We start from the raw sequence: 25,742 nt of genomic DNA on the forward strand, positions 1-25,742 counted from the left end.
CGACCGCATGAAGGATTGCACAGGGGCTGGAGTCCATGAATTTCGTATTTCAAGCGCCCACACCGCTCGACTACTTTGCCGTGCTGGTGCAGGAGCACACCCAGGGCGCGAGCCCGTCCGGCCGGCTGCCCTTGCTGGAGGCCGCCGTGTGCCTGGGCCAGGACGAATACCCTCGGCTCGACGTGCAACAGGTGCTGGCGGAAGTCGACGCCTTGCTGGCCCGTGTGCGCGCACGCTTGCCCGCTGATGCGTCGGCCCTGCACAAGCTGCGCATGCTCAACCACTTCTTTTTCGAGGAGCTGGGCTTCGCGGGCAATCGCAACCATTACCACGACCCGGACAACAGCTACCTGCATCGCGTGCTGGAGCGCCGCCGGGGTATTCCCGTCTCGCTGGCCGTGCTATGGCTGGAACTGGCCCAGGGCCTGGGTCTGGAGGCCCAGGGCGTGGGATTTCCCGGTCACTTCCTGGTCAAGGTCCAGGTGCCAACGCCCGCTGGGCAAACCAGCCGTGAGGCCAAACCGCTCGCGCAGGTGGTCATCGATCCGTTCAGTGGTGAGTCTCTGAGCCGGGAAGAATTGCTGGAGCGGCTGGACACCTGGCGCTCCTCGGCGGCTGGTGATTTGCCTCACAGCCAGGTTGCGAATGATGCCGCCGCCGACTTCTCGCTCGCCTGGCACCTGCGCACCCTGCCACCGCGCGACATCCTGGCCCGCATGCTGCGCAACCTCAAGGAAATCCACCGGGGCCAGCGTGACTGGCAGCGCATGGTGGCCGTGGAGGACCGCTTGCTGGTGTTGTTGCCCGCGGCTTGGGAGGAGTACCGAGACCGCGGCCTCGCGCGTGCCGAACTGGGCCATGTGCCATCCGCCCTCAGCGATCTGGAAACCTATCTGGCGCGGGTGGAACACGGGGCGGGCGAAGACTGGGAGCAAAAGACCGGGGAGCGAAACCCGCCCAGCGCGGCGGCCCTGGCGGAGCGTCAAGCACTGACGGCACGCGTTGCTGCGCTGCGGCGTGCGATGGGCTGACTCCGCGCGGGCGGCGTCGGGCGTCGCGGTCTTCTGGCCTCGGACCGGCGGCCGAGGCGGTGGCTCTCAGGCCTTGACCAGTTTGAGGAAGGCGGGAATGTGCGCCAGATCGTCTTCCGCCGCGTCCTCGGCGCGCGCGACGTCATTCGCCTGGGGCGATGGAGCGGTAGCTTGTGCAGGCGTCGAGGGTGTTGCCGCCGAACCGCCGCGCAGAACACCGCTGCCAGCCACACGATCCAGCACGCGCGGTGAGCCGATGCGCGTCACTGGCGCGGGCTGGCGTGAGTTCATGAGGCGAGACGCCAGATTTGCCCCCGCATTCGTCGCCGCGGCGAGGACTTGGCTGGTCACATTGGTGGGCATCGCTTCGACCGAGGCATTCACCGCGGGCTCACGCGCCATTGAACCGGAAGAGCCCCCAGACTGCGGCGCTGCCGAGCGGGCTGGGGCCGTCGCGGCCGTTTGCGGCGCCAGATTGGGCGAACCATCGGCGGCGTCCATGCCCGCCACCGCAGGGCTCGCGCCCAAATAGGGTTGCAGCCAATCCAGGATGGGCCTCCACTGCTGCAGGTCGGTCTGCAGGTCATCGGTTTGGGCGTCGGCAATCTGGAAATGGCCGGCCTGCACGGCCGCGTTGGCCATGCTGTGGGCCATGTCGAACAGGGTCATCCCGCGCTCGGTGCTTTGCACGTACACGGCCGATTCACGCAGCACGCCGAGGAAAGGCAGGTTGAGCTTGGCGGCCCACTGGGCCAGCACTTCGCCCGAATCTGAGTCTTCGTCCACGCGCATGCCGATGCTCACCACCTTGCAGCGGCCCGAAATCACGCGCGGCAGGCTCATCAACTCGGCGTGGCAGGTGGCGGCGGATTCGCGGTCAAAGGCCGAGCTGCAGACCGGCATGATGACGGCGTCGGCGAACATGATCATGCGAGCCAAATCGAAGCCATGCAGGCCGCCCGGGGTGTCCAGGATCACGTGCGTGATGCCCGCGGGCACGCGCAGCACGTTCTGGTTGATGGCCCAGGGGGCGATGGGCGGAAGTGAGGTGCTGCGCTTGTGCAGCCAATTGCGGGAAGACTGCTGGCGATCAACGTCGCCCAGCATGACGGCGTGGCCTTGATGTGCGCACCAAGCCGCCAAATGCGTGGCGAGCGTGCTTTTGCCGCTTCCCCCCTTGCGATTGACGATGGCGATGACAGGCATGAATGCTCCAATAAGCTGTGCGCGCGAAGTCGGTCTGTCGCTCTTTTTGGCAGTTTGACCCTAAAGATGCGCAAAGTCCAGTGCTTTCAATGGACTTGGCTATGGATTTTGTAGCGAACAGCGTCTTTCGCGCCGGGAGAAACAGGAGTTTAGGGCTGTTTTTCGCGGTTTCGACTTCCCCTATTTCTTGTGGGTTTGCTCGGGCTGGGCCTGTCTTGCGATGGTGGCGCCGCTGGTTCAAGCCTCGCTCGCCAGCGCCAGCACCCCGGTGGCGGTGTTCGAAATGGGGATGTGGTAGTTGCCATGGACCTTGCGCACCGTCCCGCCGCCCGTGCTGAGCGCGCCGCGCATGGCGAGCCACATCAGCAGCTCCACGCCCTGGGTGCCGGTTTTCTCCACCAGTTCGTGGATGCTGAACTGCGTGGCCCACTCGGGATTGTTTTGCAGGCTGTCCATGAACTGGAGGTCGAAGGCCTTGTTGATGAAGCCCGCGCGTTCGCCGTCGAGTTGATGCGAGAGCCCACCCGTGCCGACCACCACGACCCGCTTGTCGCTGTCCCAACTCTGGATGGCCGCGCCGACCGCCTTGCCCAAGGCGTAAACCCGTTTGGCGCTGGGCAGGGGAAATTGCACGGTGTTGATGCAGATCGGGACCGTGGTGACGGGACAGTGCTCCTGAGGCCAGAGCAGCTTGAGCGGCACCGTGAAGGCATGGTCCACCAGCATCTCCTGGCACGTCACCAGGTCGAACTCGTGCTCGACCAGGTGGTTGATCAGGTGCCAGCTCAGATCCGGTTCGCCCACATGGGGCGGCAGCGTGGGAATGCCCCAGCCCTCGTCGGCGTTGCGGTACTCGGGGGCCGCGCCGATGGCGAAGGTGGGCATTTTGTCGAGGAAGAAGTTCAGGCCATGGTCGTTGTAGAAGACCACGGCCACGTCAGGCTTCTGCTCACCCAGCCATTGCCGGATCGGAGGGAAGCCGTCGAAGAAGGGCTTCCAGTACGGGTCTTGTTGCAAGCCCTTGGCAATCGCGTTGCCGATGGAGGGGATGTGGGAGGTGGCGACGCCGCCAATGAGTTGGGCCATGGTGAGGTTCCTGAAATCGTGGTGGGCTGATGCTCATGGCAAGGCGGCGGCCCGCAGCTTGGCCTTGAAGGCTTCCTTGCTCATGCCGGTCTGCAAGGCACCCAGGTCCTGCACGTCGAGCTTGAGGATGCCGGCGAACTTGGCCAAGTAGTAGATGTTGCCGCCGGCCGCCAGCAGGCCCAGCACATCGCGCTCGCGGATCGCCTGAGTCTGCTGCGCGTTCAGGTCGTAGCGCTGCATGTAGCCGGTTTCATCGGCCTGGAAGGCCGCGCGGTTCTCGGCCGTGTTGAAGGAGTAGCACATCTTGTTCAGGGCGTAACCCTTGCGGGCCTGCTCGCCGTCGAACACGACGGTGCCGGGGATGGACGGCCGCGGCGTCGTGGTGTGGGTGCTCATGGTGGTCTCCTGCTTGATCAAGATCAAAGGGGGTGCCTGCAAGTATTCCGCAGGCATTGACCGCGATAAATCGGGCGTTCAGCATGGAACCCATGAGCAAATTCGATCATTTGGACTTGGACGGCCGCTTGCTGCAACTCCTGCTCGCCGTGCTGGACAGCGGCTCGGTGACCGGCGCAGCCCAGCGTCTGGGCGTGACCCAGTCCGCCGTCAGCCATTTGCTGGACAAACTGCGTGCGGTCACCGGGGACCCGCTGTTCGTCAAGAGCGGACGCGGCATCGCGCCCACGGCGCGGGCCGAAGCCCTGGCCGCCCAAGCCCGGACCTTGCTGCGCCACATGGAGCACTTCGCCCGGGGGGATGACTTCGATCCTGCGCGCTGGCAGGCCACGGTGACCGTGGCGGCCAACGATTTCCAGCGAGACCTGCTGCTGCCAGCCCTGGCCTCGCGCCTTCGCGTGCAGGCGCCCGGGGTGGTGCTGCGCGTGATTCCCTCGACGATCCCCAGTCTGGAAATGCTGCGTGACGATGACTGCCAGCTCGTCCTCAGCCCGCGTCCGCCCGACGGCGCCGACATCGTGCAAAAGCGCCTGTTCGAGGACGCTTACCGTGTCTTCCACGACCCGGCCGTGCGCGCCGCGCCGCGCGACCTCGCCGACTACCTGGCCGCCGATCACGTCACCGTGGTCTATGAACCGCGTCGCGGCCTGGACCTCGACCAACACTTGGCGCAGCAGGGCGTGCTGCGCCGCTTCGCCGTCATGGTGCCCAGCCTGGGTGCCTTGCCCGCCTTTGTGCGCGGCACCCCTTTGCTGGCCACCGCGCCGGGGCTCATGGCCCACCAAGGTTTCCATGGCCTGGCCAGTGCCGTGCCGCCGCTGAGCTGCCCCAGCCTGCCCATGTACGCGATCTGGCATGTGCGCTACCAGCAGGATGCGGCCCACCGCTGGCTGCGAGCGGAGCTGGAGGCCGTGGTGCGTGCCTTACCTGATCTCAGCCGCGCGGCAGTCGCACCGTGACGCGCAGGCCGGGTGCGGCGTTGTGCAGCGTCAGACTGCCGCCATGGGCCTGGGCGACCAGCCGGCACAGGTAGAGCCCCAGCCCGACCCCGCCAGTGCCCCGGCTGCGTGCGGCGTCGGGGCGAAAAAACGGTTGGGCCAGCAGCTTCAATTGGTCCTCGGGCACGCCCGGGCCGTGGTCACGGACGTCGAGGACCAGATCCGGTCCTTCCTCCACGATGCGCAGTTCCGGGGGGCGCTGGGCTTGCGCGCCGTGGCGCAGCGCGTTGTCGAGCAGGTTGCGCAGCAAGAGGCGCAGGCGCACCGGGTCCAGCCGGCGCGGTGCCAAGCTTGCAGGAGCGTGCAACTCGATGTCGCGTGCACGGGGCTGCGTGAGCGCCAATTCATCGATCAAGGCGCGGGCCAACGCCACCACCTCGGTACTTTCCAGGTTCAGGGCCGCGTGGCGACTGGCCAGCCGTTCGCTCTCCAGCAGGTCGCTGATGAGACGGGCCATCTCGCCCAGGTCGCGCAGCAGGGCCGCACGCTGCGGCTGCACCTCGCCGGTCTCGGGCAGCAACTCGGTGTGCAGGCGGGCCCGGGTCAGCGGGCTGCGCAGTTCGTGGCTGATGGCCAGCAGCAGGGCGCGCTGGGCTTCCAGCATGCGTGCGATGTCCTGGCCCATGGTGTTGATGGTCTGGGCCAAGTGGCCGAGCTCGTCCGGTTTGTCGGGGTGGCGCACCGGAATCGGCGCGCCGAAATCGCCCGCGCCGAAGCGCTGGGCGCCGCGCCGGATGTCGTCCAGCGGACGCAGCAGGCGGCGCACGTACAGGTAGGCCAGCAGGGTCAGCGTCAGCAGGATGACCAAGGTGTAGCCGATCATGTGAGGGCGGCGCTCCAGCGCGGCTTCATTGAGCCCGAAGCGGATCACATGACCGTCTGCGGTGCGACGCTCCAGCAGGGAGCGCCAACGCCTTTCCTCGTCCTCATGGTCTACATCCCCGTCCCCGTCCCCGTCCACACCCGCGTGCCGGGGCCGTCGCCGGGCGCCGTCCGCAGTCTGTTCCGGATGGGAGCGCCAGTTCAGTTCCGGGCCCTGGATGTCCACGGTCACGGGCAGTTGCTGCACGAGGGCCCGGGCGCGCGCCACGTCGGGATGGCCGTCGACCGTGATCTCGGCCGCGAGTCGGTCGATGTAGTCCGTGAGCAGAGGTCGTGCCGTGTCGCGCCAACCCAGTGTGAAAGCCTCCTGCGCCCCGCGTATGAAGGTCAAGACCACGGCCAGCGCCAGCACCAGGAACAGCACCACCAGCCGCAGCTTGAGCGAACCGCGCGGAATCGGCCACAGCCTGCGGTGCCCGCGTGAGGCCGGCGCGGTGAGGGGCGGGCTCGGGGTGTCGGGTTTCATGGCGATAGACGGCGCAACGCCAGCGTGTACCCAGCGTTGCGCAGCGTTTTGATGCAGTCCAGCGGTTCGAGCTTTTTGCGCAGGCGGCTCACCACGATGTCCACGGCGCGCGTGTAGAGCTCGGCGTCATGCCCGCGCAGCTGGGTGAGGATGTCGTCGCGGCTGAAGACCCGGCCACTCTCGCGCGCCAGCAGGTGCAGCAGCTCGAATTCGGTACCGGTCAGCTCCACGGCCTGGCCCTGGCGCAGCACGCTGCGGCGGGCTGCGTCGAGGGTCAGCCCCTCGAAGCTCAACACACTCGGCTCGCCCGCCGTGACCATCACGGGCGGGCCGTTCTGGCCGTGGCGCCGGCGCAGCATCGTCTGCACGCGCGCCACCAACTCTCGGGGTTCGAAGGGCTTGGGCAGGTAATCGTCCGCGCCCAGTTCCAAGCCCACCACGCGGTCCATCACGTCGCCACGCGCGGTGAGCATGATGATGGGGATGTCGCTTTCCTTGCGCAGGGTGCGGCAGACTTCGAAGCCGTCCATGCCAGGCAGCATCACATCCAGGATCACGGCATCGAAATGCTCGGTGCGCAAGCGCGCCAGGCCCTCGTCCGGCCGCAGCGACTGAGCCAGCGCCAATTCGAAGCGCTGACAATAAACCGTCAGTGGCGGCCCCAGCTGTTCGTCGTCGTCAAGCAGCAGTACGCGGTGCATGCGGCATTGTCACATCAGGGCGCCGACGCTCGGACTTCCGTCGCGTCGGCGCTGAACTCGGGCGGGGCTGACCTCGCCCTCGATCCGTTCCCCAAGCCGCGCGATCAGTCGCGCGAGAACCAGCGCTTGCGCTCACCGAGGTGCTCGCGGACTTCGGCTTGCTGCTTGGCATTCAGGCTGTCGTAGAAATCCGCCAAGGCGGCGATCACCTGCGGACCTTGGGCCTGCACAGCGCGGGTTTTTTCGTCGAGCAGACCCAGGGCACGGGCGCGGTCGAACTTTTCACCGGCCACCAGGGCTTGCATGTCGGCGCGCGGGTTCGTCGACTGGCCCATCAAGGCCCCATGCTGCGCTTGCAGCTTGTCCGCTAGCGCATTGAGCTTCTGTTGTTGCTCGATCGTGAGGTCCAGCTCGCGGGTGACGCGCTGAATCACCTTGGCGCGCATCTCGGTCATGCGCGCGGCGTCCATGGGGCCGTGCTCGTGGGCGTCGCGTGCGCAGGCCGTGAGGCCGCCGATGACCACGGCGATGCCCGCGAAGGCTGTGAGAGAGCGCTTGATCCAGGGTTTCATGACATTTCCTTGTCGTCAGGGTTGAACATGACGGCATGGTGCCCGCGCGGCGCTGCCGCGTGGTGTCGGCGCGGTTTCGGTTTTTTTCGGTTTGTTTCAGCACTCGTCCGGCGCAGCGCGGCAGGTCTTCGCGCGTTCAATCGCCGCGCGGATCAAGGTCGGCTGGTTCAGCCGGCCGGCGCTGGCGCGCAGCCTTGCGGCTTGAACACCCGGGTGCTGGAGGGCGGGTTGTTGGCCAGTTTGGTCGCGGGGCGGCGCGGGCGCTGCACCAGTTCACCGCCGCAGTTGGGGCAGTGACCGCCCAGCCGTTCCTGGGCGCAGTCGGCGCAGAAGGTGCATTCGAAGGAGCAGATGCGTGCCTGGGTCGACTCCGGCGGCAGGTCCCGGTCACAGCATTCACAGTTGGGGCGCAGTTGCAACATGACGGGCTCCTTGAGACGTGTTGAGGTGGATGGTGCTGCTGCGTGCTTGCCGCGCCCTTTAGGCGCAGGCCTGTTTCACGTCGCAGATCTCGGCGAAGCGGTCCTTCAGCACGGTGGCGGTGCGCGCCTTGATCTGCGCCGCCGTCAAGGGTGTGCCGTCCGGCTGGGTCATGTCCCAGGTCAAGGTCGCGTCCAGCACATAGCGCACCTGAAAGCCCAGGTCGCTGGCATGACGCGCCGTGGTTTCGCAGCATTGCTCGGTGCGGATGCCGCTGATCAGCAGGCGCTGGATGCCGTTCTGGTGCAGCCAGACTTCGAGCCCCGTGCCGACGAGCGCGCTGTGGCGTGATTTGTGGAAAGTCGCCGCCGCCTCGAAGTCGGCGAGGCCTTCGATGGGGCGCACGTAACCCGATTCGAGCGCGAAGTGGTTGCTGCTTTGCTTCGGGCCATCGACATGGAAGACGCGCACGATGGGGATGTTGCGGGCCTGGGCCTCGGCGATCAGCGCGTTCTGCGCGGCCAGGTAAGCGGGCGTGTCTTGGGCAGTGTAGTAGGGGCGATGACGGAAGGATTCCTGGGCGTCGATCACGATCAGGCAGGTGTTCATGCGGATGTTCCCTGGAATGCTTAGGTCCGTCGTCTCAGCCCACGGTCACCTGCGCACCCGAACCCTGCGCTCCGATCACGCCGATCTCGTGCACCGTCTCACCCAGGCTGCGCAAGGTGGTGGCCACGGCCTGCGCGTCGGACGCCGCCGCGACCACCACCATGCCGATGCCGTTGTTGAAGGTGCGGTTCATCTCGTGGTCGTTGATGCCCGCCGTGCGTTGCAGCCAGGCGAACAGCTCGGTTTGCGGCCAGCTGCCCTTCTTGAGGTGGGCCGCCAAGCCGGGGGGTAGCACGCGCGGGATGTTCTCCAGCAGACCACCGCCGGTGATGTGGGCCAAGGCCTTGATGCCACCGCTCGAGGACGCGGGGTGCTGGGCCAGCGCGGCCAGCACGTTCTTGACGTACAGGCGCGTGGGCGTCATCAGGGCTTGCTTGAACAATTTGCCGTCCAGGGTCAGGGGCAGGTTCCAGCCCGCGCGGTCGATGCACTTGCGCACCAGGGAGTAGCCATTGGAGTGCACGCCGCTGGACGCCAGGCCCAGCACCACGTCGCCCGCCTGAACGTGCTGGCCCGCCAGGATCTTGGATTTCTCGACCGCGCCGACGCAGAAACCCGCGAGGTCGTACTCGCCGTCGGCGTACATGCCGGGCATTTCCGCCGTTTCACCGCCGATCAGGGCGCAGCCGGAGTCCTCGCAGCCCTTGGCGATGCCGCCCACCACGGCGGCGGCGGTTTCCACGTCCAGCTTGCCGCAGGCGAAGTAGTCGAGGAAGAACAGGGGCTCGGCGCCTTGCACCAGCACATCGTTGACGCTCATGGCCACGAGGTCGATGCCCACGGTGTCGTGCATGTTCCACTCAAACGCCAGCTTGAGCTTGGTGCCCACGCCATCGGTGCCGGAAACCAGCACCGGCTCCTTGTACTTCTTCGAGACCTCGAACAGCGCGCCAAAGCCGCCAATGCCGGCCAGCACCCCTTCGCGCATCGTCCGCTTGGCCAGCGGCTTGATGCGTTCAACCAGCGCGTCACCCGCGTCGATGTCAACGCCGGCGTCTTTGTACGAGAGGGGAGTGGTGCTCATGGGGGAGGGAAAAGGGTGAAATCGGGGGGCGGGGTGAGGCGAATAAAATTCGCGTTTCGTTCCGGACGACAGGCCGGTCACACGCAATTCTAAAGGTGCGCTGTCGCGACTCCCGTTTTCTTCATGCCGCTTTCCACCCCTGCCAAGAACACCCTGATCTGGGGCGCCATCGTGCTGGCTTTTGTCCTCGCGCTGTGGCTGCTGGGGCCGGTGCTCACGCCGTTCGCGTTGGCGGCGGTGCTGGCCTATGTGCTGGGGCCGGTGGTCGAGCGTCTCCATCGGGGCGCGCGCAAGCTGACGGGCCTGGACTTCCCGCGTTGGCTGCTGGTGCTGCTGGTCGAATTGCTGGCCTTGCTGCTGGTGCTGGGGCTGTTGCTGCTGCTCGTGCCGGTGCTCGTGCGGGAATGGCCCTTGCTGCGCGAGCAGCTGCCGGCGCTGCTGGACCGCCTCAATGTCGCGGTGCAACCCTGGCTCGGTCAACTCGGGGTGACGGTCTCCCTCGATCTGGCCGGGCTCAAATCCGTGCTGATGAAGCATCTGGGCGGCAACCTCGAGGATTCGATGGCCTCGCTGATGCGATCCCTGCAGATCGGGGGCAGCCTTGCGCTGACCCTGCTGGGCCATCTGGTGCTGATCCCGGTCGCCTTGTACTACCTGCTGCTGGATTGGCAGCGCCTGCTGCGCCTGATGCGCGAATGGGTGCCGCCGCGCCTGCACGCGGCGTGCGACAGCTTCGTGCACGAGGCGGACGAAGTGCTGGGCCATTACCTGCGTGGGCAGCTTTTGGTCATGATCGTGCTGGCCGTGTACTACAGCATCGGATTGTCCTTGTTCGGTCTGGACCTGGCGCTGCCCATCGGCATCTTCACCGGCCTGGCGGTGTGCATACCCTATGTGGGCTTCGGCGTGGGCTTGTTGTTGGCGCTGTTGGCGGGCCTGCTGGAGTTCGGTGGCATGGACGGCGGCTTGGGCCGGGTGACCTTGATGCTGACCGTGGTCTACGGCCTGGGGCAGTTGGTGGAGAGCTTCTACCTCACACCGCGTCTGGTGGGCGAGCGCATCGGCTTGCATCCGCTGGCGGTGATCTTCGCCCTGTTGGCATTTGGTCAGCTGTTTGGGTTCGTGGGCATCCTCGTGGCCTTGCCCGTCAGCGCCGTGCTGCTGGTGGCTGCGCGGCGCCTGCGGCGCAGTTACCACGGCAGCAGCCTGTACCGGGATGGGTCGGGCGCGGACAAGGCATGAAGCAAATCGCGCTGGACATCCGGGTGGCCGACGGGCCGACCTTCGCCAATTTCCTGCCCGGCCCCAACGAGGTGGTTCTGAGCCATCTGCGCGCGTGGGCCGAAAGCGCCGACGGCACGGAGGGGGCCCGCGCCGGCGCGCCCGTGCCCGACTACCTGTGGGGCCCAGCCGGCAGCGGCAAGACCCATTTGCTCAAGGCTGCTCGCGAGGCCCTGCAGGCTCGGGGTGCGGGCGTGGGCTGGCTGGACGCGGGCATGGAAGAGGCGCCGCCCTTTGACGAGGCGTGGTCGGCCGTGCTGATGGACGACGTGCACCTGTACACTGCGGGACTGCAGCATGTGGCCTTCAACTGGTTCGTGCATGCCCAGGCGTCCCGGATGGCGGTGCTGGCCGCGGGCGATGCGCCACCGGTCGGCCTGACGTTGCGCGAGGATTTGCGCACCCGCCTCGGATGGGGTCATGTGCACGGCTTGCAGCTGCTGGGCGAGGCCGAGTTGCGTGCCGTGCTGCGAGGGGCGGCGCAATGGCGCGGCTTGTCCCTGGGCGAGGAGGTCACCGATTTCATGCTGACGCGCTTTTCGCGCGACTTGGGCAGCTTGATGGAGCTGCTGAATCAGCTGGACGGCTATGCCTTGCGCGCCCAGCGCCCCATCACGATTCCCCTGTTGAAGGCCATGCTGGAAGAAACCTGATGGCTGCCCAAGCGGGCGGGCGCATGACCTTGGGCGCTGCCCGAAGAGAACCATGACGATGAAAGACAAGAAACGACTGGCGGTGTTCGACCTCGACCACACGCTGCTGCCGCTGGACTCCGATTTTTCCTGGGGCCAGTTCACGACCCGCCTGGGCTGGACCGACCCGCACGAGTTCATCCGCCGCAATGACGTCTTCTACGAGCAGTACAAGGCGGGCACGCTCAACATTCACGAGTACATCCGCTTCGCCACCGAGGCGGTCCGCCGGCAAGGACCCGCCCGCGCCTTGGCCGCGCGCGATCAGTACATGGAAGAAGTCATCGCCCCGGCCATCCTGCCGCAGGCCCTGGACTTGCTGCAGCGCCATCGGAGCGCCGGCGAGGAATTGCTGATCATCACCGCCACCAATGAGTTCGTGACCGCGCCCATCGCCGAGCGCCTGGGGGTTCAGCATTTGATCGCCGTGGGACTGGAACGCGACTCGCAGGGGCCAGAGGGCTGGATCACTGGCGAGATCCGAGGCGTGCCATCCTTCCGAGAAGGCAAGGTCACCCGCTTCAACGACTGGCTGACCGAGCGCGGTCTGGCCCGCGAGGCGGTGGAGGTGACCTTCTACTCCGACTCCATCAATGACCTGCCCCTGATGGACAATGCCGACCATCCGGTGGCGACCAATCCCGACGATCGGCTGCGCAATGTGGCGCGGACGCGGGGCTGGCCCATCCTTGAATTGTTCTGACCGCATGATCAAAAAACTCATCGACAAGCTCCTGGGCCGTGGCGACGCCAAGTCCACGGTCCCCGCGGCTTCGAAAAAGGCGGCGGCCAAGGAGGCGCGTGGCGCCACGGGCGCGCCCAGGCCTGATTTCGGCAAGCGCCACGAGATTCCCTATGCCAAGCACGGCATCGACCCCGACCTCGTCGACAAGCGCGCCCTGGACGTCGTGCGCACCCTGCAGGACGCGGGCCACGAGGCCTACATCGTGGGCGGCGCGGTGCGCGACCTGCTGCTGGGCCTGCGCCCGAAGGATTTCGATGTGGCCACCGATGCCACGCCCGAGCAGGTGAAAGCCTTGTTCCGTCGCGCCTTCATCATCGGGCGGCGCTTTCGCATCGTGCACGTGGTCTATGGCCGTGGGCGCCAGGACAAGGGCCTGAGCGAGGTGATCGAGGTCTCGACCTTCCGCGCCTACCTCGACAATGCCGCCGCCGAGCAGGTCAAGGGCAATGAGCGCACCAGCAAGAGTGAGCTCGCCGGCATGAAGCACGCGGTGGATTCCTCCGGCCGCGTGCTGCGCGACAACGTGTGGGGTCCGCAGGACGAGGACGCCACGCGGCGCGACTTCACCATCAACGCCATGTACTACGACCCCGAGACGGAGATCGTGGTGGACTACCACGGCGGTTTCAAGGACGCCAAGAAGCGCGTGCTGCGCATGATTGGCGACCCGGCCGCGCGTTACCGCGAAGACCCGGTACGCATCATCCGGGCCGTGCGTTTCGCCGCCAAGCTTTCCGGGCTCGGCTTCAAGCTGGAGGCGGGCACCGGCCGGCCGCTGAAGGACATGCGCAGCCTGTTGGCCGACGTGCCGCAAAGCCGCCTCTTCGACGAGATGCTCAAGCTGCTGCAGACCGGCCATGCGCTGGCCACGGTGGCGCAACTGGAAAAGCTGGGCCTGGCGCGCGGCATCTACCCCTTGCTGGACCTCGTCGTCGAGCGCGCGCAGCAGCCTTTCGTGCACGCTGCCCTGGAAGACACCGACCGCCGGGTGGGCGAGGGCAAACCGGTGGCGCCGAGCTTCCTACTGGCGAGCGTGCTCTGGGCCGACGTGCACGACGGCTGGTCCGCGCGTCTGAAGCGTCAAGCCCCGCAGGCCGCCTTGCAAGACGCGATCGACGAGGTGTTCGACGCGCGCATCGGCGACGTGTCGGGCCGTGGCAAGTTGGGCGCGGACATGCGCGAAATTTGGTTGATGCAGCCGCGCTTCGACAAGCGCGTGGGCAGCAGTCCCTATGGACTGGTCGAGCAGCCGCGCTTTCGCGCCGGTTTCGATTTCATGCGCTTGCGCGCCGAAGTGGGCGAGGTGCCCGTCGAGTTGGCCGATTGGTGGGAAGCCTTCAGCACCGCCAGCGACGCCGAGCGCGACGACCTGATCGCGCAGGCCAGGTCGCAGCAGCAAAAGAACTCCCAGGGCCGCGCCAGCGCCAAGTCGGCTGAGCCGCGCGGCGGCATGCGCCGCGCACCGCCGCCCGAAGGGACCTCGATCCCCGCGCGTCGGCACCCTGACGATGGGGACGACGACGAGGCGTCCGACGCAACGCCAGAAGGCGCTGCCTCCGACTTGGGGGATGCGGCCGACGCCACGGCTCCCGCGAAGAAGCGGCGCCGCCGCCGCAGGCGCCCCGCGGGTCGGCGCGAGGACGGCGGCCCTGATCCCGCCCCGGACGGCAGCGCGTGAACGCTGGGCCGGCGCACACCGCCTACGTTGGCGTGGGCGCCAATCTGGGCGACGCCCGTCAGACAGTGCAAGAGGCCTTGGCCCAGCTGGATCAACTGCCCGCCACCCGCGTGGTGCGGGCTTCCTCCCTCTACCGCAGCGCTCCGGTCGACGCGCAGGGGCCGGATTTCTGGAACGCCGTGGCCCGGCTCGACACGGCCCTGGCGCCGCTAGAACTGCTGGCCGAGCTGCAGCGGCTGGAACAGGCCGCGGGCCGGCAGCGCCCCTACCGCAACGCACCGCGCACCTTGGACCTGGATCTGCTGATGTACGGCACGCTGCGGCAGGACGATCCGGTGCTGACCTTGCCGCACCCGCGCATGCACGAACGCGCCTTTGTGCTGCTGCCCTTGGCCGAAATCGCGCCCGAGAGGGTCGATGCCGGTCAACTGGCCCGGGTCGCGGACCAGCGCATCGAGCGCTGGGCCTGAACTTTCGCACACCGCAGGCGCCTGACACCCCGGTTTGTAACGGTTGCGATACACATGCGGTGCAAAATTGGGACCATGGGGGGCGCTCTCGGCGCGCACATCACTATTTAGGATTGCCCAAGCCAGCGTGGCCTCATCGGAGGTCACGTTTCACGCAGGAGCTGTTGGATGAATTTCAAGAACATGCAGGTCGCCACCAAACTCTGGGTCAGCGTGGCGGTGACAATCGTGACCTTGTTGGCCCTCGTGTCCTTCGCGGCGGTGCGCTCGGCGCGCCTGCAGGCCGAGAGCGATGCCATGCAAAAAGCGCTGAACGAGCGCGGACGCGCCGCCAGTGCCTGGGCCGGCTTGACCGAAGCCAATGCCGTGCGGACCGTGGCCATGATCCAGACCTTCGACCCCAGCGTGGAGGAGCGCCTCTCCAAGGAGATCAAGGCCACATCGGAGCGCATTTCCCAGATCGAGAAGGTCATCGAAAGCGCTTCCCTCAGCACCGAGGAGAAGGCGCAGACTGACAGGATCATGGCCTTGCGCGCAGCCGTGCTGAAGGCACGCGAGGCCACCTTCGCCGCCAAGACCGGCGGGGACAGCTACGGGGCGCAGACCCTGCTGGATCAGCAGTACGTGCCCGCCGTCCAGAGCTACGTGGCGGCCTTGCGGGAGATGGTTGACGTCGAGCAACGGGCCGAACTCGCTTATGCCGAGGAAGTGAGCGCGTCGCGCGCCCTGACCCTCAAGATCGCGGGCGGGTTCATCGTGCTCTTCATCGTGCTCGTGCTGGTCGGCGCGGCCTGGCTGATCCGCTCCATCCGCCAGCCGCTTGAGGAAGCCAATGCCTTGGCCGCGCGCATCGCCGAGGGCGACCTCAGCACGCACATCAACGTGACGCGGGGCGACGAGTTTGGCAAGCTGATGCGCTCGCTGGCGCGCATGAACGAATCGCTGGCCAACATGGTCAGGCAGGTGCGCCAGAGCAGCGAGAGCATCAGCAGCGCCAGCGCCGAGATCGCCAACGGCAACAACGACCTGTCCATGCGGACCGAGCAGACCTCGACCGATTTGCAATCCACGGCCTCGGCCATGGCCCAGCTCACCAGCAATGTCCAGCACAGCGCGGACAACGCGCGCCAGGCGTCCTCGCTGGCCGCGCGGGCCTCCACCGTCGCCGAAAAGGGCGGCGCCGTGGTGCATGAGGTGGTCAGCACCATGGACGAGATCAACGCCAGCAGCCGGCGCATCAACGACATCATTGGCGTCATTGACGGCATCGCCTTCCAGACCAACATCCTCGCGCTGAATGCCGCGGTGGAAGCCGCGCGGGCGGGCGAGCAGGGCCGGGGCTTCGCGGTGGTGGCCGGCGAAGTCCGCAGCCTGGCCGGGCGCAGCGCGGAAGCCGCCAAGGAGATCAAGGCGCTGATTGGTGCTTCCGTGGAGCGCGTCGACGCCGGCGCGCGCCTGGTGGCTCAGGCGGGCGACACCATGAACGAAATCGTGCAGTCGGTGCGCAGCGTGACGGACGTGATCGGCGAGATCACCGCGGCGGCCAACGACCAGAGCGCGGGCATCGCCCAGGTGAATTCGGCCATCACCAACCTCGACCAGATGACGCAGCAGAACGCCGCGCTGGTCGAGGAAAGCGCCGCCGCCGCCCACAGCATGCACGAGCAAGCAGGGCAACTGGCCCGCGCGGTGGCGGTGTTCAAGTTGACGGGGGCGGGGTCAACCCAGGCCGCCCTGCCGGCGGTTGATCGCTCCGGCGGCCACCCAGGGGCGTTGCCTCCCGCGGCCAGACTGCCGGTGCTGCAAGCGCGCGTCGGGTCGTCTGTCTGAGGGGCGGCTGAGCCGCCCGGGGGCTCAGGCCTCAGGCCTCAGGCCAGCTCGGCGATCAGCTCGATCTCCACGCAGGCGCCCAGCGGAATCTGCGCCACGCCGAAGGCGCTGCGTGCGTGCGCGCCCTGGCTGCCAAAAATCTCCACGAACAGCTCGCTCGCGCCGTTGGTCACCAGGTGCTGCTCGGTGAAGTCTGGCGTGGAGTTGACCAGGGACATCACCTTGACGATGCGCGCGACGCGGCTCAGGTCGCCGCCGTTGGCCTGGCAGGCGGCCTGCAAGGTGCCCAGCAGGTCGATGGCGATGGCGCGCGCGGCGGCCTTGCCTTCCTCGGTGCCCATGGTCTTGCCCAGTTGCCCGACCCAGGGTTTGCCATCTTTCTTGGCGATGTGGCCGCTCAGGAAGACCAGCTTGCCGGTTTGCACATACGGCAGGTAGGCGGCGGCGGGAATTGCCAGGGGAGGGAGGGTGATGCCGAGTTGCTGCAGTTTGGCGGTGATGCTCATGGGACAAATCCGTGGGTGAGAAAAGACGGCTTGGAAAGACGTCCGGGATGCGAGGCTGGATTGTGCAAGATGCCTGCGCGGTCCAGCGCCGCGCTGCTAAATTTGCCCTGGAGACTGGCGGTGCGGCCGATTCCCGTCGACAATCGGGGGCCGCCCGTTCGCAGTGTTTCTTTGCCCGCTTTCCCCGTTTTTCTCGTTGTCCGTGCCGCTGTTGTCGTTCCTGTCGTACTCCAGTTTGCCCCCCCGGCCTGTGACGCCGCCGTGGCGGCTGGCCATCGCTGCTTGCCTCTGCGCCGCTGGGACACTCCAGGCGCAGGGCGTGGCTGGGGGAACACAGAAGCAGACAACCTCCACCCCCACCCCTATCCCCACCTCGATTCCTAGCCCCCACACGGCCTCCGCCTCGGTCGCGGGCACGGTCAGTGCGCCGCGCATCGCGCCGACCGTGCCGCTGCGGCGTTTGCCCTCCTGGGTGGATGGCAGTGGTCCCAGTTACGCCAAGCGCGCGGACGCGATGAAGCTGGCCGATGAGATCGCCGCCCAACATGGCTTGGACAAGACCTGGGTGCGCCGCCAGATCGCCCGGGTGCGCCAAGTGCCGCAGGCCATGGAGCGGGTGCTGCCGCCTTCTCCCGGCAGTCGGGCGCGCGACTGGCAGCAGTACCGCGGCAACTACCTGCAGGCCGACCGCATTGGTGCCGGGGTGGAGTTCTGGCGCAAGCACGAAGCCTTGCTCGCGCGCGCGCAGGCCCAGTACGGAGTGCCGGCAGAAATCATCGTCGGCATCCTCGGCGTCGAGACCTTTTACGGGCGCAACACGGGCAACTACCGCGTCATCGAGGCGCTGACCACCTTGTCGCTGGACTTCCCCGCGGCGCACCCCCGCGCCGCCGCCCGAACGGCCTTCTTCCGCGACGAGCTGGCGGCGTTTCTCAAGAAGTGCCATGCCGCCAAGCTGGACCCTTTCCAACTGCGCGGCAGCTTCGCGGGCGCTTTGGGCATTCCCCAGTTCATGCCTTCCAACTGGGCGCGCTACGGCGTTGATTTCGATGGGGACGGTCGGGTGGACCTGAGTGGCAGCGTGGCCGACGCGATTGGTTCGGTGGCCAACTACTTCAAGTCCTTCAACTGGAAACCCGGCATGCCCACGCATTACGCCGTCAGTTTCGACTACGCCTTGCTGGACCTTCCGCTCTTGCTGGCGCCGGACATCAAGCCCACCTTTGCCGTCGAGCAGTTCACCGCCATGGGGGTCTTGCTGGGGCACGACGCACGCCAGCACGAGGGGCCTTTGGCCTTGGTCGAACTGCAGAACGGCGACTACTCGCCCAGCTATGTGGCGGGCACCGAGAATTTCTACGCCGTGACCCGCTACAACTGGAGCAGCTACTACGCGCTGGCTGTGATCGAGCTGGGCGAGGCCGTCGGCCAGGCCATGGCGTCGAACCGTGTGCGGGGCCGGGAAAGTCCGGCCAGGGAAAGTCCGCTGAGGGAAAACGCGGCCCGCGAAGCCGCCAGCGAGGACAAATCCACCCGAATGTAGACGCAAGCGGGGCATACGAATCCCGCCAGGGCTTGCCATGAAGATTTGATTTGCATCAAATCACTTTCATGCCGCGCCCCTTACGCTTGCCGTCCATGACGTCAGCCTTTGCCGCCGAAGCTTCGCCTGCCGCGGCCTGTCCCCTGGATGCGTTCAACGCTTCCCACGCCTCGGCCGCTGCCGATGCCCCGCGCATCCCCGCTTCCCTTGAAAGTGCCGAGGGCGCCAACGCCCGCACCTTGGTGGACGACCCGCAGTTCTGGCCTGCCTTCGGGCGTGTCGTGTCCGGTGTCGTGTCCGATCAGTCGGGGAGCCCGGCGTCGCCGCACGGAGCAACCGCGCCTTTGTGGGAGTCTCGGCTCGCGATCGAGGGCATGTACTGCGCGGCCTGCGCGCTCAATGTGGAAGACGCCTTGCGCCGCTTGCCCGGCGTGGAGTCGGTGAGCGTCAGCGTGGGCAGCCAACGCGCGCAACTGCGGTGGCGCGAGGGCCTGGCCCGCCCGTCCCAGTGGCTGGAGGCGGTGCAGGACGCGGGCTACCGGGCCGTGCCCGCGCAGGATCTGTTCGCCAGCGAGCGCAGACGCCATGAATCGCGCGGCGCCTTGTGGCGCTGGCTGGTCGCGGGCTTTTGCATGATGCAAGTCATGATGTACGCGTGGCCCGCCTACGTGGCGGGACCGGGCGACGCCGCGGGAGGGCTCACCGGCGAGCAGGAGCAGCTGCTGCGCTGGGCCAGTTGGGTGCTCACCCTGCCGGTCATGCTGTTTTGCTGCGGCCCCTTTTTCTCCGCCGCCTGGCATGACTTGACCAGCGGCTTGCGCCAGGGCCGTCTCAGCGCGCGCATCGGCATGGACGTGCCCGTGGCCCTGGGCATGGCCATCACCTTCGTGGTCAGCACCCTGGGCACGTTCGAGCCTCAGGGCGTTTTCGGGCGGGAGGTTTATTTCGACTCGCTCACCATGTTCGTCTGTTTCCTGCTCACCGGGCGCTGGCTGGAGCTGCGCTTGCGCAACCGCACGGCCGGCGCCTTGGACGCGCTCATGAACCGCCTGCCCGAAAGCGTGTTGCGCCAGACGCCCGATGCGCTGCCCCCTGGCGGGCAGGCTCGCTACGAGCGCGTGGCCTTGCACCGCGTTCGAGTGGGCGATGTGCTGCGCGTGTTGCCGGGCGAGGCATTTCCCGCCGACGGCGTGTTGCTGGAGGGGCTGCCACGCAATGGCACGCAGGTGGACGAGGCCTTGCTGACGGGCGAGTCCCGCCCGCTCAAGCGTGGCGCGGGAGACGCCATCATCGCGGGCAGCCACAACCTCGCGGCGCCCGTGCTGATGCGGGTCGAGCGCCTGGGCCAGGACACCCGCTACGCGCAGATCGTGGCCCTGATGGAACAGGCCGAGGCCAGCCGACCGCGCATGGCCCAGCTGGTGGACCGTCTGGCGCGGCCCTTCCTGCTGATCGTGCTGCTCGCGGCCGCCGGGGCCGCCGCCTACTGGTGGCAGGCCGACGCGACGACGGGGCAGGGCGGCCCGGGGCATGCGCTGATGGTGGCCGTGGCCGTGCTCATCGTCACCTGCCCCTGCGCTCTCACCCTGGCCACGCCGGCCGCCTTGTTGGCGGCCGCGGGCAGGCTCGCGCGCCAGGGCGTGCTGGTGCGTCGCCTGTCCGCGCTGGAGGCATTGGCCAGTGTCGATACCGTCGTGTTCGACAAGACAGGCACCCTGACCAGCGATGCCCTGACCCTGCAGGCCGTGCGGACCCGAGAGGGCCTGACGCGCGGCCAGGCCTTGGCCTGGAGCGCGGCGCTGGCGCGCCAGTCCCTGCACCCGCTGTCGCGCGCTCTGGTGAAGGCCGCGGCCACGGTGGCCGGGGAGCCCTTGCAGGCCCAGAACGTGCAGGAGCTCAGCGGGCAAGGCCTCACGGCCACCGTGGACGGGCGGCCGCTGCGCCTGGGTTCACCCGCGCATTGCGGCGTGCCGGCCCAGGCCGTGTTCGGACCGCACGCCATGCTGGCGGACGAGCAGGGCTGGCTGGCCACTTTCGAATTCGGCGAGCAAATCCGCCCGGACGCGCGCACCACGATCAACACGCTGCGCGCGCGGGGGCTGGAGGTGAGGGTGCTCTCCGGCGATGCGCCCGCGCCGGTGGCGCGGGTGGCGCACGAATTGGGCTTGGACCCCGCGCAGGCCCGGGGCGCCTGCGCACCGGACGACAAACTCGAGGTCTTGCGGCAGCTGCAGGCCCAGGGCCGCAAGGTCGCCGTGGTGGGGGATGGCCTGAACGATGGCCCCGCGCTGGCGGGCGCGCAGGTGTCCTTCGCCTTCGGCCCTTCCGTGCCGCTGACCCGGGCCCGCGCTGACTTCGTCGTGCTCGGTGAACATTTGAGCAGCGTGGCCGAGGCCCAAGCCACCGCGCGGCGCACCTTGCGCGTCGTGCGGCAAAACATCGTCTGGGCCGTGGCCTACAACGCGGCCTGCATTCCCCTGGCCATCGCCGGACTGTTGCCGGCCTGGGCGGCGGGGTTGGGCATGGCGGCCAGTTCCCTGCTGGTGGTGCTCAACGCGCTGCGCCTCACGCGCCCGGCCCTGATCCCGCCTGCTCCCGCCTTGGAGGGCGTGTGATGGACATTCTTTATCTGTTGATTCCCCTGTCGGTCGCCTTGGTCTTTTTCATCCTGGGCGGCCTGTGGTGGGCGATCCAGCGCGGGCAGTTCGAGGATCTGGAAGCCGAGGGCGAGCGCATCTTGCGCGATGACTGACTGAATGCAGCCTGTTTGACATGCGTCAAACCGGCTGTTCGAGCAAGCAGGCAGACTGTGAAAAAGAGGTGAAACATGACAATACTCAAACAGGACGCCACGGTCTACAACGACACCGTGGTTCGGCAGTTCGCCATCATGACGGTGGTGTGGGGCGTGGTGGGCATGCTGGTGGGCGTCATCATCGCCGCCCAGCTGGCCTGGCCGGAACTGAACTTCGGCATACCGTGGCTGAGCTACGGGCGCTTGCGTCCCTTGCACACCAATGCGGTGATCTTCGCCTTCGGCGGTTGCGGCTTGTTCGCCTCGGCCTACTACGTGGTGCAGCGCACCAGCCAGGTCCGCCTGTTCGCGGGGCCGCTGGCGTCCTTCACCTTCTGGGGCTGGCAGCTGGTCATCGTGCTGGCGGCGATCACCTTGCCCCTGGGCTACACCAGCGGCAAGGAATACGCTGAACTTGAGTGGCCCATCGACATCCTGATCGCCCTGGTCTGGGTGGCCTTCGCGGTGGTGTTCTTCGGCACGGTCGGCACGCGCAAGGTGCGGCACATCTACGTGGCCAACTGGTTCTTCGGCGCCTTCATCATCGCCGTGGCCCTGCTGCACATCGTCAACAGCGCGGCGATCCCCGCGGGCCTGCTCAAGAGCTACTCGGCTTACGCCGGCGTGCAGGACGCCATGATCCAGTGGTGGTATGGCCACAACGCGGTGGGCTTCTTCCTGACGGCCGGCTTCCTGGGCATGATGTACTACTTCATTCCCAAGCAGGCTGAGCGGCCGGTCTACAGCTACCGCCTCTCCATCGTCCACTTCTGGGCGCTGATCTTCACCTACATGTGGGCGGGTCCGCACCACCTGCACTACACGGCCTTGCCGGACTGGACGCAGTCGGTCGGCATGCTGTTCTCGCTGATCCTGTTGGCGCCGTCCTGGGGCGGCATGATCAACGGCATCATGACCCTCAGCGGTGCCTGGCACAAGCTGCGCGATGACCCCATCCTGCGCTTCCTGATCGTCAGCCTGTCGTTCTACGGCATGAGCACCTTCGAAGGTCCGATGATGTCCATCAAGACCGTCAATGCCCTGAGCCACTACACGGACTGGACCATCGGCCACGTGCACAGCGGCGCCCTGGGCTGGGTGGGCCTGGTGACCATGGGCAGCATGTACTACCTGATTCCGCGCCTCTTTGGCCAGAAGCAGATGTTCAGCGTCAAGGCCATCGAAGTCCATTTCTGGGTCTCCACGATCGGCATCGTGATCTACATCGCGGCCATGTGGATCGCGGGCGTGATGCAGGGCCTGATGTGGCGCTCGGTCGACGCCGATGGCACGCTGACCTACACCTTCGTCGAGTCGGTCAAGGCCACCTATCCCTTCTACGTGCTGCGCCTGTTCGGTGGTCTGCTGTACCTGGCGGGCATGGTGCTGATGCTCTGGAACGTGGTCAAGACGGCCCTGGCCGGACGCGTGGAGCCGGTGCGCATTCCGAACGTTGCCGCGGCCCACGCCTGAGGAGAAAAGAACATGGCGCAACAGAAACCCACGGGTCACGAGAAGATCGAGACCAACAACTTCCTGATGATCGTGCTGATCCTGCTGGTGCTGCTGGTCGGCGGCCTGGTGGAAATCGTGCCGCTCTTCTTCCAGAAGTCCACCACCCAACCGCTGGAAGGCGTCAAGCCCTACACCGCGCTGCAGCTCGCCGGGCGCGATGTCTACATCCGCGAGGGTTGCTACAACTGCCACTCGCAGATGATTCGCCCCTTCCGCGCCGAGACGCTGCGCTACGGCCACTACTCGGTGGCGGGTGAGTCGGTTTACGACCACCCCTTCCAGTGGGGCAGCAAGCGCACCGGCCCTGACCTTGCGCGCGTCGGTGGACGCTACAGCGACGAGTGGCACCGCATCCACCTGAACAACCCGCGCGACATGGTGCCGGAGTCGAACATGCCGGCCTATCCCTGGCTGGGTAAGAACTTGGTGGATGCCGAGTCCTTGCCGACGCACATGAAGGCGCTGCGCGTGGTGGGCGTGCCCTACACGGACGAACAGATTGCCCAGGCGCCTGCGGACGTCAAGGGCAAGACCGAGCTGGACGCGCTGATCGCTTTCCTGCAGGTGCTGGGCACCGCGCTGAAATAAGGAGTACGGACATGGACATCAACACCCTGCGTTCCGTGGTCACCGTCGCGGGCCTGCTCTGCTTCATCGGCATCGTGGCCTGGGCCTGGTCCGCGCGCAAGCAACCGGACTTCGAGCAAGCCGCGCGCCTGCCCTTCGAAGAATGAAGACAAGACACTGAAGACGAGAACACATCATGAGCGACTTCACGCACAACTTCTGGTCGATCTTCATTGGCGCCGTCACCCTCATCAGCATCATCGCCTGCCTGGTGTTGCTGTGGGTTTCCGGCAAGGTCAAGGTCAAGAACGCGACCGCCGACAACAGCACCGGGCATGTCTGGGACGAAGACTTGCGCGAGATGAACAACCCACTGCCGCGCTGGTGGGTGGGTCTCTTCATCCTGACCATTGTTTTTGCCCTGGTCTACCTCTTCTTGTATCCGGGCCTGGGCAAGCACGCCGGCTCCCTGGGCTGGACGCAAAAGGGTGAATACGAGGCGGAGATGGCCAAGGGCGCGCAGCAGGTGGCGCCGCTGTACGCCAAGTTCTCCGGCATGAGCGTGCCCGATGCCGCCAAGGAGCCGCAGGCGATCACCGTGGGCGAAAAGCTCTTCTTGAACAACTGCGCCCAATGCCATGGCAGCGACGCGCGGGGCAGCAAGGGGTTCCCCAACCTGACGGACAGCGACTGGCTCTGGGGCGGCACGCCTGACGCCATCAAGACCACCATCACCCAGGGCCGCACGGGCGCGATGCCTCCCATGGCCGCGGCCCTCGGTGGCGCGGACGATGTGAAGAACGTGGCGCAGTACGTGCTCAGCCTCTCCGGCAGCCCGCACGACAGTCTGCGCGCTCAACTGGGCAAGGCCAAGTTCGGTGTCTGCGCGGCTTGCCACGGGCAGGACGGCAAAGGCAACCCGCTGCTGGGCGCGCCCAATCTGACCGACGATGTCTGGCTGCATGGCTGGGGTGAGAACGCCATCATGGCCATGATCAACAATGGCAAGACCAACCAGATGCCCGCGCAAGGCGCGGGACACGGCGGCAAGCTCACGGCCGAGCAGATTCACTTGCTGACGGCCTACGTCTGGAGTCGTGGCGGTGGCCAAGGCCAGTAGCACGGCCGACCAGGTCGGCAAGGTCATCCCGATCGCCGCCGTTGAAGCCGATGGCGGCGAGACCGTGGTCTCGCTCTACGAGGCCAGCAAGAAGATCTATCCTCGCAGCGTCAGCGGCTACTACGCGCGCTGGCGCTGGGTGCTGGTCTGGTTCACGCAGATCATTTTTTATGGTCTGCCCTGGCTGCAATGGGGCGAGCGTCAGGCCGTGCTCTTCGATCTGGGGGCACGGCGTTTTTATCTTTTCGGGTTGGTGCTCTACCCGCAGGACTTCATCTACCTGACCGGCCTGCTCGTCATCTCGGCGCTGTCGCTCTTTCTGTTCACCGCCGTGGCTGGGCGGCAGTGGTGCGGTTATGCGTGTCCGCAAACCGTCTACACCGAGATCTTTCTCTGGATCGAACGCAAGATCGAGGGCGATCGCAGCGCGCGTTTGCGTCTCGACGCGGGCGCCTGGAACTTGAACAAGGTGCTGCGCAAGGGCGGCAAGCACCTGGTCTGGCTGGCCTTGGCGTTGTGGACGGGGTTCACCTTCGTCGGCTACTTCACCCCCGTGCGTGAGCTCTGGGCGGAGTCCTTCACCTTCGGCTTCGGGCCCTGGGAATGGTTCTGGGTGAATTTCTACGCGCTGGCGACCTATGGCAACGCGGGTTTCATGCGCGAGCAGGTCTGCAAGTACATGTGCCCTTACGCCCGTTTCCAGAGCGCCATGTTCGACAAGGACACGCTGATCGTCAGCTACGACGAGAAGCGCGGCGAATCGCGTGGCGCGCGTTCACGTCAGGCCGATGCGCGGGCGCTCAAGGCGCAGGGTCTGGGGGACTGCATCGATTGCACGATGTGCGTGCAGGTCTGCCCGACCGGCATCGACATCCGCAAGGGCTTGCAGTACGAATGCATCAGCTGCGGAGCCTGCGTGGACGTGTGCGACAACGTGATGGACAAGATGGGCTACGCACGCGGCTTGATCCGCTACACCACGCAGAATGCCCTGCAAGGCGGCTGGAGCCGTCTGCAGACCTGGAAGCGCGTGTTCCGCCCGCGCGTGCTGGTCTACACCGCCATCCTCTGGGCCATCATCTTCGGCTTGCTCGCGAGCCTGGCCCTGCGGTCCTCCTTCAAGGTGGACGTGGTGCGCGACCGTGGCGTGCTCGCGCGCATCGTTGTCGGTCCCGATGGACGCGGTTTGATCGAGAATGTCTACCGCCTGCAGATCATGAACGCCTCCGAAAACACGCAGCGCTTCCGGATCGCTGTCACCGGCTTGCAAGGCTTGGCGGTCGTCAGCGACGGCGCGGAGGGAGGCGAGGTGACCGTGGGGCCAGCGCAAGCCCGCTGGTTGGCGGTGCGCGCGCAGCTGCCTTACGAAGAAGGCGAGCGCATGGGCACGGGCAGCCACCCCATGCGCTTTGAGATCAGCGCGGATGGCCAGGTGGTGAGGGAGAAATCCGTCTTCCTGGTTCCCCGCTGAGCAGACGGTTCGAAAGATC

General features: G+C 66.7%; 26 protein-coding genes. 16 read left to right on the forward strand and 10 right to left on the reverse strand.

The genetic code is table 11. The features are described from left to right. Positions 1 to 35 precede the first annotated feature (35 nt). Positions 36 to 1,031, forward strand: coding sequence for a SirB1 family protein (locus HGR_RS01305; protein WP_006296238.1), 996 nt, complete (start codon positions 36 to 38; stop codon positions 1,029 to 1,031). A gap of 66 nt (positions 1,032 to 1,097) precedes the next feature. On the opposite strand, the gene HGR_RS16670 is transcribed toward HGR_RS01305, so the two are convergent. From HGR_RS16670 to HGR_RS01320, 3 genes are all read right to left on the reverse strand, one after another. Continuing rightward, positions 1,098 to 2,237: a ParA family protein gene (locus HGR_RS16670; RefSeq protein WP_006296239.1), complete on the reverse strand. Its 1,140-nt coding sequence runs from the start codon at positions 2,235 to 2,237 to the stop codon at positions 1,098 to 1,100. A gap of 237 nt (positions 2,238 to 2,474) precedes the next feature. Beyond that, positions 2,475 to 3,323, reverse strand: a complete 849-nt coding sequence (locus HGR_RS01315) for a class III extradiol dioxygenase family protein (protein WP_006296240.1) — start codon at positions 3,321 to 3,323, stop codon at positions 2,475 to 2,477. Between the two features lie 33 nt (positions 3,324 to 3,356). Further along, on the reverse strand, positions 3,357 to 3,719 hold the full coding sequence (locus tag HGR_RS01320; protein WP_039851971.1) for a protocatechuate 4,5-dioxygenase subunit alpha: 363 nt from the start codon (positions 3,717 to 3,719) through the stop codon (positions 3,357 to 3,359). An 83-nt stretch (positions 3,720 to 3,802) separates the two neighbouring features. Here HGR_RS01320 and HGR_RS01325 point away from each other — a divergent pair, with 83 nt between their 5' ends. After that, positions 3,803 to 4,738 (forward strand): LysR family transcriptional regulator, encoded by a 936-nt coding sequence (locus tag HGR_RS01325; RefSeq protein ID WP_006296242.1) that lies wholly within the window; start codon positions 3,803 to 3,805, stop codon positions 4,736 to 4,738. Here HGR_RS01325 and HGR_RS01330 read toward each other — a convergent pair. The 6 genes from HGR_RS01330 to purM all read right to left on the reverse strand — a co-directional run bounded on the left by HGR_RS01330 (position 4,713) and on the right by purM (position 9,511). After that, on the reverse strand, positions 4,713 to 6,125 hold the full coding sequence (locus HGR_RS01330; protein WP_006296243.1) for a HAMP domain-containing sensor histidine kinase: 1,413 nt from the start codon (positions 6,123 to 6,125) through the stop codon (positions 4,713 to 4,715). The genes HGR_RS01325 and HGR_RS01330 overlap by 26 nt on opposite strands. Then, positions 6,122 to 6,826: a response regulator transcription factor gene (locus HGR_RS01335; protein ID WP_006296244.1), complete on the reverse strand. Its 705-nt coding sequence runs from the start codon at positions 6,824 to 6,826 to the stop codon at positions 6,122 to 6,124. Before HGR_RS01335 ends, HGR_RS01330 begins: the two co-directional genes overlap by 4 nt. Positions 6,827 to 6,930: 104 nt before the next feature. Then, positions 6,931 to 7,398, reverse strand: a complete 468-nt coding sequence (locus HGR_RS01340) for a Spy/CpxP family protein refolding chaperone (protein ID WP_006296245.1) — start codon at positions 7,396 to 7,398, stop codon at positions 6,931 to 6,933. A 167-nt stretch (positions 7,399 to 7,565) separates the two neighbouring features. Beyond that, a complete protein-coding gene (locus HGR_RS01345) occupies positions 7,566 to 7,820 on the reverse strand; it encodes a DUF1272 domain-containing protein (protein ID WP_006296246.1) in 255 nt (84 codons plus the stop codon). Positions 7,821 to 7,878: 58 nt separating this feature from the next. After that, positions 7,879 to 8,427, reverse strand: a complete 549-nt coding sequence (locus tag HGR_RS01350; RefSeq protein WP_006296247.1) for a cysteine hydrolase family protein — start codon at positions 8,425 to 8,427, stop codon at positions 7,879 to 7,881. A 34-nt stretch (positions 8,428 to 8,461) separates the two neighbouring features. Beyond that, positions 8,462 to 9,511, reverse strand: coding sequence for a phosphoribosylformylglycinamidine cyclo-ligase (gene purM / locus HGR_RS01355; protein WP_006296248.1), 1,050 nt, complete (start codon positions 9,509 to 9,511; stop codon positions 8,462 to 8,464). Positions 9,512 to 9,634: 123 nt separating this feature from the next. Between purM and HGR_RS01360 the strand changes: the two genes are divergently transcribed. The 6 genes from HGR_RS01360 to HGR_RS17930 all read left to right on the forward strand — a co-directional run bounded on the left by HGR_RS01360 (position 9,635) and on the right by HGR_RS17930 (position 16,207). Continuing rightward, the gene (locus tag HGR_RS01360) at positions 9,635 to 10,753 is read left to right on the forward strand and encodes an AI-2E family transporter (protein ID WP_006296249.1); all 1,119 of its coding nucleotides are present in this window, start codon (positions 9,635 to 9,637) and stop codon (positions 10,751 to 10,753) included. Beyond that, positions 10,750 to 11,445 (forward strand): DnaA regulatory inactivator Hda, encoded by a 696-nt coding sequence (hda, locus tag HGR_RS01365; protein ID WP_006296250.1) that lies wholly within the window; start codon positions 10,750 to 10,752, stop codon positions 11,443 to 11,445. The genes HGR_RS01360 and hda overlap by 4 nt, the downstream gene beginning before the upstream one ends. Positions 11,446 to 11,503: 58 nt before the next feature. Then, positions 11,504 to 12,187, forward strand: a complete 684-nt coding sequence (locus HGR_RS01370; protein ID WP_006296251.1) for an HAD family hydrolase — start codon at positions 11,504 to 11,506, stop codon at positions 12,185 to 12,187. Positions 12,188 to 12,191: 4 nt separating this feature from the next. After that, positions 12,192 to 13,907: a polynucleotide adenylyltransferase PcnB gene (gene pcnB / locus HGR_RS01375; RefSeq protein ID WP_006296252.1), complete on the forward strand. Its 1,716-nt coding sequence runs from the start codon at positions 12,192 to 12,194 to the stop codon at positions 13,905 to 13,907. Then, a complete protein-coding gene (folK, locus tag HGR_RS01380; protein WP_006296253.1) occupies positions 13,904 to 14,377 on the forward strand; it encodes a 2-amino-4-hydroxy-6-hydroxymethyldihydropteridine diphosphokinase in 474 nt (157 codons plus the stop codon). Before pcnB ends, folK begins: the two co-directional genes overlap by 4 nt. 168 nt (positions 14,378 to 14,545) lie before the next feature. Then, positions 14,546 to 16,207 carry a methyl-accepting chemotaxis protein gene (locus tag HGR_RS17930; protein ID WP_006296255.1) on the forward strand — a complete coding sequence of 554 codons (1,662 nt, stop codon included), beginning with the start codon at positions 14,546 to 14,548 and terminating at the stop codon, positions 16,205 to 16,207. Positions 16,208 to 16,245: 38 nt separating this feature from the next. On the opposite strand, the gene HGR_RS01390 is transcribed toward HGR_RS17930, so the two are convergent. Further along, positions 16,246 to 16,713 carry a RidA family protein gene (locus HGR_RS01390; RefSeq protein ID WP_006296256.1) on the reverse strand — a complete coding sequence of 156 codons (468 nt, stop codon included), beginning with the start codon at positions 16,711 to 16,713 and terminating at the stop codon, positions 16,246 to 16,248. A gap of 445 nt (positions 16,714 to 17,158) precedes the next feature. Between HGR_RS01390 and mltB the strand changes: the two genes are divergently transcribed. The 8 genes from mltB (at position 17,159) to ccoG (ending at position 25,723) form a co-directional block, all read left to right on the forward strand. Beyond that, positions 17,159 to 18,256, forward strand: a complete 1,098-nt coding sequence (mltB, locus tag HGR_RS01400; protein ID WP_006296258.1) for a lytic murein transglycosylase B — start codon at positions 17,159 to 17,161, stop codon at positions 18,254 to 18,256. Positions 18,257 to 18,324: 68 nt separating this feature from the next. Beyond that, the gene (locus HGR_RS01405; RefSeq protein WP_237701347.1) at positions 18,325 to 20,871 is read left to right on the forward strand and encodes a heavy metal translocating P-type ATPase; all 2,547 of its coding nucleotides are present in this window, start codon (positions 18,325 to 18,327) and stop codon (positions 20,869 to 20,871) included. Then, positions 20,871 to 21,008: a cbb3-type cytochrome oxidase assembly protein CcoS gene (gene ccoS, locus HGR_RS01410; protein WP_006296260.1), complete on the forward strand. Its 138-nt coding sequence runs from the start codon at positions 20,871 to 20,873 to the stop codon at positions 21,006 to 21,008. The genes HGR_RS01405 and ccoS overlap by 1 nt, the downstream gene beginning before the upstream one ends. 75 nt (positions 21,009 to 21,083) lie before the next feature. Next, positions 21,084 to 22,523 (forward strand): cytochrome-c oxidase, cbb3-type subunit I, encoded by a 1,440-nt coding sequence (gene ccoN, locus HGR_RS01415; RefSeq protein ID WP_006296261.1) that lies wholly within the window; start codon positions 21,084 to 21,086, stop codon positions 22,521 to 22,523. Positions 22,524 to 22,535: 12 nt separating this feature from the next. Beyond that, a complete protein-coding gene (ccoO, locus tag HGR_RS01420) occupies positions 22,536 to 23,153 on the forward strand; it encodes a cytochrome-c oxidase, cbb3-type subunit II (protein ID WP_006296262.1) in 618 nt (205 codons plus the stop codon). Positions 23,154 to 23,164: 11 nt separating this feature from the next. Beyond that, positions 23,165 to 23,299: a CcoQ/FixQ family Cbb3-type cytochrome c oxidase assembly chaperone gene (locus tag HGR_RS01425; RefSeq protein ID WP_006296263.1), complete on the forward strand. Its 135-nt coding sequence runs from the start codon at positions 23,165 to 23,167 to the stop codon at positions 23,297 to 23,299. A gap of 29 nt (positions 23,300 to 23,328) precedes the next feature. Next, positions 23,329 to 24,252, forward strand: coding sequence for a cytochrome-c oxidase, cbb3-type subunit III (ccoP, locus tag HGR_RS01430; protein ID WP_006296264.1), 924 nt, complete (start codon positions 23,329 to 23,331; stop codon positions 24,250 to 24,252). Beyond that, a complete protein-coding gene (gene ccoG, locus HGR_RS01435) occupies positions 24,230 to 25,723 on the forward strand; it encodes a cytochrome c oxidase accessory protein CcoG (protein WP_006296265.1) in 1,494 nt (497 codons plus the stop codon). The genes ccoP and ccoG overlap by 23 nt, the downstream gene beginning before the upstream one ends. The last annotated feature ends 19 nt before the right edge of the window (positions 25,724 to 25,742 follow it).

The organism is Hylemonella gracilis ATCC 19624 (genome assembly GCF_000211835.1).
In the GTDB taxonomy this organism is placed as follows: Bacteria; Pseudomonadota; Gammaproteobacteria; order Burkholderiales; family Burkholderiaceae_C; genus Hylemonella; species Hylemonella gracilis.